This is a genomic window from Pseudoalteromonas sp. NBT06-2, from assembly GCF_002276045.1.
GTDB lineage: Bacteria > Pseudomonadota > Gammaproteobacteria > Enterobacterales > Alteromonadaceae > Pseudoalteromonas.
Map to the genome: position 1 here is coordinate 1 of NZ_NQMR01000011.1, position 9649 is coordinate 9649.

3 protein-coding genes are annotated in these 9649 nt (G+C 38.5%); all 3 read right to left on the reverse strand.

Going from position 1 to position 9649, the window contains the following annotated elements:
• Nucleotides 1-3118, reverse strand: a 3118-nt coding sequence (locus CJF42_RS03465; RefSeq protein WP_141235471.1) for a non-ribosomal peptide synthetase, incomplete at its 3' end; no start/stop codon positions are given.
• Nucleotides 3118-6144 carry a type I polyketide synthase gene (locus CJF42_RS03470; RefSeq protein ID WP_095365346.1) on the reverse strand — a complete coding sequence of 1009 codons (3027 nt, stop codon included), beginning with the start codon at nucleotides 6142-6144 and terminating at the stop codon, nucleotides 3118-3120. The genes CJF42_RS03470 and CJF42_RS03465, both read right to left, overlap by 1 nt.
• Nucleotides 6144-9620 (reverse strand): non-ribosomal peptide synthetase, encoded by a 3477-nt coding sequence (locus CJF42_RS03475; RefSeq protein ID WP_095365347.1) that lies wholly within the window; start codon nucleotides 9618-9620, stop codon nucleotides 6144-6146. Before CJF42_RS03475 ends, CJF42_RS03470 begins: the two co-directional genes overlap by 1 nt.
• Nucleotides 9621-9649: the final 29 nt, after the last annotated feature.

Sequence of the window (9649 nt, forward strand, 5' to 3'; positions counted from 1 at the left end):
ATGATGACGCCAACGACAACTTTATACTCGCTATCAATGTACTTTGGTTTGCCAAAGTGTTCATATGCAAGGAGCATGTAGGTTTGATATAAGCTACTAGTTGCTCATCTATTGAGCCTTTCGCAACCACTATGGCGGAATCTACATTTTCAAGTTGGCTAAGTTGATATTCAATTTCACCTAGCTCTATTCGAAAACCTCTAATTTTTACTTGATCATCCATACGACCAAGAAACTCAAACTCTCCGCACGGTAAATAACGAACCAAATCTCCTGTCTTATATAAACGCATACTGCTATTTTGACGTTCTCCATCATAAAAAGGGTTACGAATAAATCGTTCTGCTGTTAGTTGAGGTAAATTCAGATAACCCCTAGCTAAACCATCACCACCAAGATATAGCTCACCCACACCTCCTGAAACAACCAAACTTTTAGTGTTATCTAAGACATAAGCTTGACTATTACTTATTACAGTTCCTATATGGGGAGATGTCTTTAACTGCTTATCAAACCTTGCGTATGTTGAATATGTTGTATCTTCTGATGGCCCATATAAATTACATATATTCACACCATTGTGTTGTTCAAAAATACTATTAACTAAATTTGCAGATAACGCTTCACCAGCAAGATTTATCACCAAAGTAGAGCGAGGAATGGCATGAACATCTATTAAAGTTTTAGCTGCTGAAGGAACCGTATTAATTAGCGTAACATCCCATTCTCTATGTTCATAAAGCGCCATTATATTTTTCACTAATACGATCTTTGTCCCTACACTCAGCGGCAAAAACAACTCATAAACTGATAAATCAAAATTTAGTGATGTGGATGCTAGTACTGAAGCAAGCTCATCTTTACTATAATGTTTTTCTGCCCAACTAAGCATTGAAACAGTATTAGCATGTTCAATAAGCACCCCTTTTGGATTACCTGTTGAGCCAGATGTATAAATGACATAAGAAAGGTGTTTTGAAGTTAAACCAAGCTGCTGTTTCTCAATATCATATTTAGGATAATGAGAAAAAACCGAAGCCACTTCATCATCTAGAGTACATAAAGTATCAAGGTGAACTTTTTTACAAGTAAATTCCGAGAATAAATGCTCTGTATGATCCCCCATCAGTACCACATTTAAAGAAGTATCTTTTAGTACATAATTCAAACGTTCTTGGGGATAGCTTGGGTCCAGTGGAACATATGCTCCACCCGCTTTTAATATGCCTAATACGCCTATTACCATTTCTATCGAACGCTCTAAACATAAACCAATAAGGCTGTCAGGAGTAATGTGGTGATGTTCGATTAAATAGTGCGCCAGCTGATTCGCTTTTTCATTCAACGCTTGATAAGTCAATTGCTGATCTTCAAATACTAACGCAATACTCTCTGGGCTAAGTTTTACCTGCTGCTCAAAAAGCTCATGAATACATTTATCTTTTGGATAATCTACTTTGGAGCTGTTTAGCGTATACAGTAAATGCTCAGTTTCTGTTTCTGAAAGCATCGGTAGGTTTGTTAACTGCACCTGTGCATCTGGCGCACATTGAATGGTCGATAATTGCGACGCAAGCCCCGTTAACAAACGACCTAAATGCCCTGTCATCTGCTCAATATGCTCTTGAGTAAAAAGCGCTGAATCATACGTCCAACGAATAAACACACCTGACATATTCAGACTAATATCTATATCCAAATCAAATTTCGTCGATATGCTACTTGACTGAATAGGTGAGAGAGTTGCTCCAGGTAAAGTCAGTGAATCTATTGCTTCATCATCCGTTAAACCAAAGTTTGTATTGGTTGTTAACATTATCTGAAACAATGCTGTATGCGCTGTACTTCTTGGTATATTTAAGCGATCTACTAACTGCTCAAAAGGTACATCCTGATTTGCTTGTGCATCTAAATGTACTTGTCGCACATGCGTCAAATACTCATCCAAATGTTGATACTGGGTATTTACCCTTAACACCAGTGTATTAACAAAAAAACCTATAAGAGGCTCAAGCTCTGCCTGCATTCTATTGGCGACAGGTGTCGCAATCACAATATCATCACTATTGCTGTGACGTGACAATACCAAGGCTAATGCACTATGTAGTAACATAAACGGTGTTAGCTGGTAATGTTTCGCAAGCGCTTGCAAAGCTATTGCTGTTGCTGCTGGTAATTGTGCCAACACAGTGCCGCCAGTATGTCCTTTTATTGTCGGTCTTGGCTTATCTAACGGTACGCTATGAACCGATGGGGCATTGCCTAATTGCTTATCCCAATAATTTAATTGTGACGCTAAAACTTCCCCTTGCAGCTTTTCTCGTTGCCAGTGCGCATAATCTGCATACTGTATGTCTAATTCTGGTAATGGAGTGCTTTTTCCTTCAACAAAAAACGGATATAAGCTGAAAAACTCTTTGGTTAACACCTCCATTGACCAACCGTCAGATGCTATATGATGCATGTTAAATAGCAACACACTCTGCACATCCGTATCTCTATACTCGTCCTCTTGATTTAGCACAACATAACTCGCACGCATCATCAAGTCTGAGCTTAAATCAAATGGTGTTTCTGCATCATTCAAAAGCAATTGCTTTAACGCTGAATCTTGCTTTTCTCCACCTAAATGGCTCAAGTCGTGTTGTGTTACACTAAATGTAAAGTCTGAATGAATAACCTGCTGTGCACCATTTTCCGTTTCACTGTATACCGTGCGGAGAATTTCATGTCTGCGGGTTATCTCTGTTAACACAGACTCGACTATCTGTACGTCGAGTTTTCCTTTAACTGTAAATGCAATCGGCAAGTTGTATTCGGGTGTACCTCCTTGTAACTTATCTAAAAACCACAAGCGTTGCTGAGAAAAAGATAAAGGAATCTCTTCTCCATTCGTTCGCTTGTATTGCGGTAGAGAAAAGCTTTTTTCTTCCCTAAAACTCCCATTTAACTCTTTAAGGTAATCCACAAGAGTAGCTTTGTTTTCTTTAATAATAGCAATAAGAGCTGGTGTTAAAGCACCTTTCTCTGCCTTCAATTTCAAGTCACCATCAGATACTTGCAGCATGATTTTTTTAGCTGTCAAATCCTTTACTATTTGTTCTGGTGTAGTAAACATTATATTTGTAACTCCTCTACTTCATCGCTTTCTTGATCCATGGAGGTACGAAGTTTCTCTATTTCTTGTAGCTGATTAATGAATTCACTTTGAGAAAAAATGGTGTTCATATTGAAAATTTGCTCTGGGCTGAATTTACACATCATCTCTTTTTCAATGTAGCTAATGAGCCTGACCGACAATAATGAATGCCCACCTAATTCAAAAAAGTTATCATGAATACCCACACTTTCTATTTTGAACAAGTTTTTCCATATTTGAGCGAGATTTTCTTGTGTTTCACCTTCTGGAGCTACATATGCTGTCGATACATTCGGACGACTATGTAATGCTGTATCTCCATGTTCATCGTTTACTGTAAGGTTATTTGCCCTCATTTTCCCCGGAATAAAGCTCTTTGCTTCAAATGAATACCCGGGTAAGCCAACTCGCATTCTTTGCTCACCATCACGATACCGTTCCCAATCAATCGCTACACCTGCGGTAAAAGCACCACCTAAAGCGTGCAACAACTGCTGATCAGCACTATGTTCCTCTCGTGCATGGCGCATAGTATTGAGTACACGATGTGAACCTTGTTTGTTTTTATGTCGACGAATGAAACTAGATAAAGTGTGCCCTGGTCCAATCTCAACAAATATATTATTAGGCTCAGAGAGCAGCTTATCCAAGCCTTCACTAAACGCTACGGTAGAAACAAGGTGCTGGCACCAATAATCGTGAGATGTAGCTTGCTCTGCTGTGATCCAACTACCAGTAACATTTGATATATATGGCTTTTCAGGTGCAAAAAATTTAATGCTTTTTAATACCATCATAAACTCAGGTAAAATTGGCTTCATCATGTCACTATGATACGCATGTGATGTATGCAGAAGACTGCACTTTACACCATTTTTTGTGAGCTCAGTCAACATGGTATCAATCTCAAGTTCAGGTCCTGAGACCACACTCAAATCGCTACTATTAGAGGCTGCAACTGAAACATTGTCTGACAAATAGTGCTCTAGCTTATCCGCTGGCAAGCTTATACTTAACATACGACCTGATTGCGTGTTTGCCATTAATTGTCCACGCTGTACAACCAATCTCAATGCATCTTCCAACGAAAATACACCTGCTAAACATGCAGCCACGTACTCTCCAATGCTATGACCAATCATGCTAGTTGGCTCAATGCCCCAGCCCATCAATAATTTAGCTAGAGCATACTCACTTACAAACAAAGCAGGCTGTGTACAAGCAGTATTTTTTAGTAATTCACTTGCTTGTTGATCATCATTTTCTGCAAGTAAAGCTGATTTTATCGGCTGAGTTAATAACCCATCTAATATATCGAAACACGCATCAACATGAGATTTAAATTCAGGTTCACTATCATATAACTCTCTTAACATACCTCCATATTGACTACCTTGGCCCGGAAACATAAATACTGTTGATTGAGTTTCACCTTCGTTGACATGACCTTCTAGAACTTGACCTGGATATTCACCTTTTAAAATTTCCTGAATTTTTTGATTTGGCCCTACTATCACTGCTTGACGATGTGATAAATCTGTACGTCCAACTTGAAGCGTATAACTAATATCTGGCAATTGACTTTCATGCTGATTTACATACTCATTCAAATCTTGCTTTCTAGTCGTCAACGCATTTTTTGTTTTTGCCGAGAGGAGGAACACTTGCCATTCGCGGCTTTCTCCAGAGACTCGTTGATCTCTATATTGTTCAAGCACAACGTGAGCATTAGTTCCACCAATTCCAAAACTACTCACGCCAGCACGCAATGGGCCTTGCTCTGATTTCCATTCATGTAATTCACTATTAACTATAAAAGGACTGTCTACAAAATTTATATTTGGGTTAGCGCTTTTATAGTGCAGGCTTGCTGGTAACTTCTCGAGTTGTAAACACATGACCGTCTTAATAAACCCTGCAATCCCTGCCGCTGCATCTAAGTGACCAATATTAGATTTCAATGACCCTATTCGGCAAAATTGCTTTTCAGTCTCAGAGAACGCTTGAGTCAGTGCTTCAATCTCAATGGGATCTCCAAGTTGGGTTCCTGTACCATGGCATTCCACATAAGTGATTGTTGAAGGATCAACCTCTGCCATCTCTAAAGCAGAAGTAATAACGTCTTTCTGCCCTTGTACACTTGGAGCCGTAAAACCAACCTTTTCGTTTCCATCATTATTAATTGCAGAGCCCTTTATTACTGCTAGGATTTGATCTCCATCTTGCTCAGCATCTTCTAGGCGTTTAAGAATAACCGCACCTACACCTTCCCCCCCAACTATTCCTTTGGCATTAGCATCAAATGGACGACAATGTCCGTCAGGAGACATTATCATCCCCTCTTGATAACGATAACCTTCCTTTTTAGCCTGCACTGAAGCACCACCAGCTACTGCCATATCACAATCACCGTTAAGTAGATTCTGTACTGCCATATGAACGGCGACCAGTGAAGTAGAGCATGCTGTCTGTATATTAACAGCAGGTCCTTTCAGGTTTAGTTTGTAGGCGAGGCGAGTGGCAAAGTAATCTTTTTTAATTATCGTATCTGCTTCAAATAGCGCAACAGGATCATTATTTACCATGTTAAGCACAGTGCTAAGCCATAATAAATTATCTGTAGCACCGACAAAGACTCCCACCCGGTTTTGCGTTTCAGTGGTAGCATAACCTGCATTTTCGAATGCATTCCAAGTACATTCATGTAATAGTCTAAGCTGTGGATCCATTAGCTCTGCTTCGCGATCTTGATACTCAAAAAACTGATTATCAAATTGATAAGGTTCGTCCAGTAATCCATTAGCTTTAACGTAATTAGGATCCGCAAGTGTGGACGCTTCAACCCCCGCCTCACGTAGCTCTTTATCACTAAAGAAACTGACTGTTTCCTTTCCCTGAATGAGATTTTCCCATAGTTCATTTGTAGACTTCGCACCGGGAAAACAACCAGAAATACCTATTACAGCGACTTCCAGGCCAGTACTTTCAAAGTTACCGTTATTCATTAGCTTCTTTTCCTTAATCTTTTCTTCAGTAGATTCTTTCTTTTCTCTTGACTCAGTCGCTTGGTTACATTTTCTTTAGCGACATCAGCTTGCCCCACAATTGCTTTTGCTAATTGTGAAATAGAAGGATTTTGCAACACCATTAGTGCAGTGATGGGCTTATCTAACACTTGACTCATTTTGACGGCTAGCGATACAAGCTTGAGTGAGTTCCCTCCCAATTCAAAGAAGTTATCATTCACGCCAACACGTTCAAGCCCTAATTCATCAGCCCAGATTTGAGCAATTCTTCTTTCAGTATCACTATCAGGTGCAATATATGATTGTTCGTTACTTTGGGCTAAAGAAGGCGCTGGAAATTCTTTGGTATCCAATTTACCATTGATATTAATTGGAAACACATCAAGAACTACCAAAAATGCTGGCACCATATATTCTGGAATACTCTGAAGTAATGAATAGCGAACGTCACTAATGAATTGGGTTTCATTATCTAATTGATCAGCCACTTGTAAATAAGCAACAATATTATCTTCATTGTTGTCATTTCGAACAATTACAGAAGCATCTTTAATTTTTGAGTTTTTGCGTAATTGATACTCAATTTCACCTAGCTCAATTCTGAATCCACGGATCTTGACTTGATGATCAATTCGACCAATATAGTCAATTTCGCCCTGTTTGTTAAAACGAACAAGATCGCCTGTGCGATAAAGTTTTCTCTCCTGCCCAACTAAATTCTCATCATTAATAAAAGGGTTAACAACAAACTTTTCAGCATTCAATTCTGGACGATTATGATAACCACGTGTAACACCTCCGCCACCAACAAGTAGCTCGCCTTGCGTACCGGCAGGAACTTGATCTAAGTACTCATTACAAACATAAAAACGTAAATCATTAAGAGGTACGCCTATGCTGTTTGACCTAATGTCTGTATCAGCAGTAGTTATCTGTTTAAACGTAGCGTGAACAGTAGTTTCGGTTATCCCGTACATGTTAATTAATTGTGGAGATTGGTCTCCGTGTCGAGTTACCCAAGGAATTAGCTTTTGCGTTTCCAAACGCTCTCCCCCAAAAACGACATACCTTAACTGTGTAGCTTTATTTAGATGTGAATCTACTGCTGCTAATACATAAAATGCCGAAGGGGTTTGGTTAAGAACAGTAACTTTTTCATCAATGATCAAGTCGTAGAATAGATCTGTTGAGCGAGCAACTTCTTCGGGGACAATGACAAGACGTCCACCATAAAACAGCGCCCCCCAAATTTCCCATACAGAGAAATCAAATGCATAAGAATGAAATAACGTCCAAACATCAGTAGAACTAAACTTAAAATGTAAGTCACAGGAAGAAAATAGTCGAACGACATTACCATGCTCAACCATCGCTCCTTTGGGTTTCCCTGTGGTACCTGAAGTGTAAATTACATATGCTAAATTGCTAGATGAGACCTTTTCATCTGGAAGTCGAGGATTTTCTTTCGAAAAATGGGCATAAGTTTCATCCTGATTTGGAAACACAATATTTAATCCATCAAGAGCAACCAAATATTGTAAATCATCCTCTATCAACAACTGTTTAATACCAGCATCCCCCAGAATAAAGTTAAAACGCTCAACGGGTGTATTGGGATCAAGAGGAAGATATGCGCCACCAGCTTTTAATACAGCAAGAATACAAATAGGCATGTATATTGTGCGACTAACACATATACCTACCAATTGTTCTGGTTGAACACCTTGAGAAATTAAATAATGGGCTAGCTTATTACTCCTTTCATTTAATTGACCATAAGTAAGACTTACACCTTTGCATGTAACTGCAATCGTATCTGAGTGAATTTTTACTACTTCCTCAAATCTATGATGAATTAAACTATTAGAAGCAGTAGATGTATCACTTTTGCAAAGTACTTCTAATGCAGAATGTTCACTCTGATCTAAATACGATAAAGTCGATAAAGGCTGCTGGTAATTTTTAACGATTTCATTAAGCAAAAGAATAAAACTATTTGTGATACGCCCAATAAAATGCTCATCAAACAAGTTTTGGTTATATTCCCAATCAATAGACATTCCCTCGTCACTTTCAAAAACCTGAATATTTAAATCAAACTTAGACCCTCCTGTTTCCAATCTACATATTTCAACATTTAGATCTTTTAACTTTAACGAATTACCGCGTATATCTTGCAGAGCAAACATTATTTGAAATAAAGGGTTATAAGATGGAACCCGCTCTGTTTTCAATTGATCTATCAATAAATCAAACGGCATATCTTGATTTGAATAACACTTCAGTAAATTACTGTAATTGTGTTTTAACAAACACTCGAAAGTATCTCCGAGATTTATTTCTGTATGTAAAACAAATGTATTTACAAAGAAACCTATTATTGGTTCAACCTCTTTTCGGGTTCTGTTTGCAATTGGAGAGCCCATTACTATCCGCTTCTCATTACTCCACAAAGACAACAACAGGGCAAACGATGATTGCATAACTGCAAACATCGTTGTATTTAGTTTGTATGAAAGCAAATTAATTTTGCTGTATAACTCATCCGGTATAGAGAGATGATGTAAGCTAGCACTATAAGTCTGTAATTCAGGACGTGGAAAGACTAGAGGTAAATTATGTACTGGAGGCACGTCTCCTAGATAAGGCCCCCAAAACCCCATTAAGTCACTAATTTTTTTCTCAGATAGGTCGTCGCGTTGCCATTGTGCAAAATCAGCGTACTGTATAGCCATAGATGGTAGAGGATCTGGTAAATTTCCACAGAACGCATTGTATAATGTAGAGAACTCATTGATTAATACCCCAATTGACCAGCCATCAGAAATAATATGGTGTTTTACAAAAGCCAGCAGATACTCATCTTCATCTAACTTAATCAAACTTGCTCTAAATAAAATTTCTTCATCAATATTGAATACATAAGAGATTTGCTCTTTCACCAACTCATCCGCTGAAGTCTTCTTTTGCTCCTGAGGGAGTTTGGTTAAATCATGTAGCTGGAGTTCAAATGCTGTATGAGACAAAATTTTCTGTACTGGCACTCCGTCAGATGAATAAAAAACAGTCCGTAAGCTCTCATGTCTTTTAACTAAACACTTTAACGCTCGGTTTAAATTTTCAGAGTTTAAACTTCCATTCAGTTTAAGAACTGCTGGGATATTATTATGTACGCCACCTTGTCCCATGTGTTCCATCAACCACATTCTTTGTTGTGGGTATGAGACGGCTAACGGCTTTTGTCGATCACAAGGTTGAATGTCACTAATACCCGTTCTAACTTCACTGACGCTTTTACCCAAAAGAGCAATCAACTTGGCTTTATTACTTCGAACTTTAGCTTTTAAATCAGGTGTCATCGCACCTTTAGGGGCAAAAAATTTAAGTTGCCCTTCCTCTGCCCACAGTTTAATTTTAGCCTTTTTCAATTGACCCAAAAGGTTCAATTCTTCCATATCTAAATTCCTTTATGACACTTACCGTA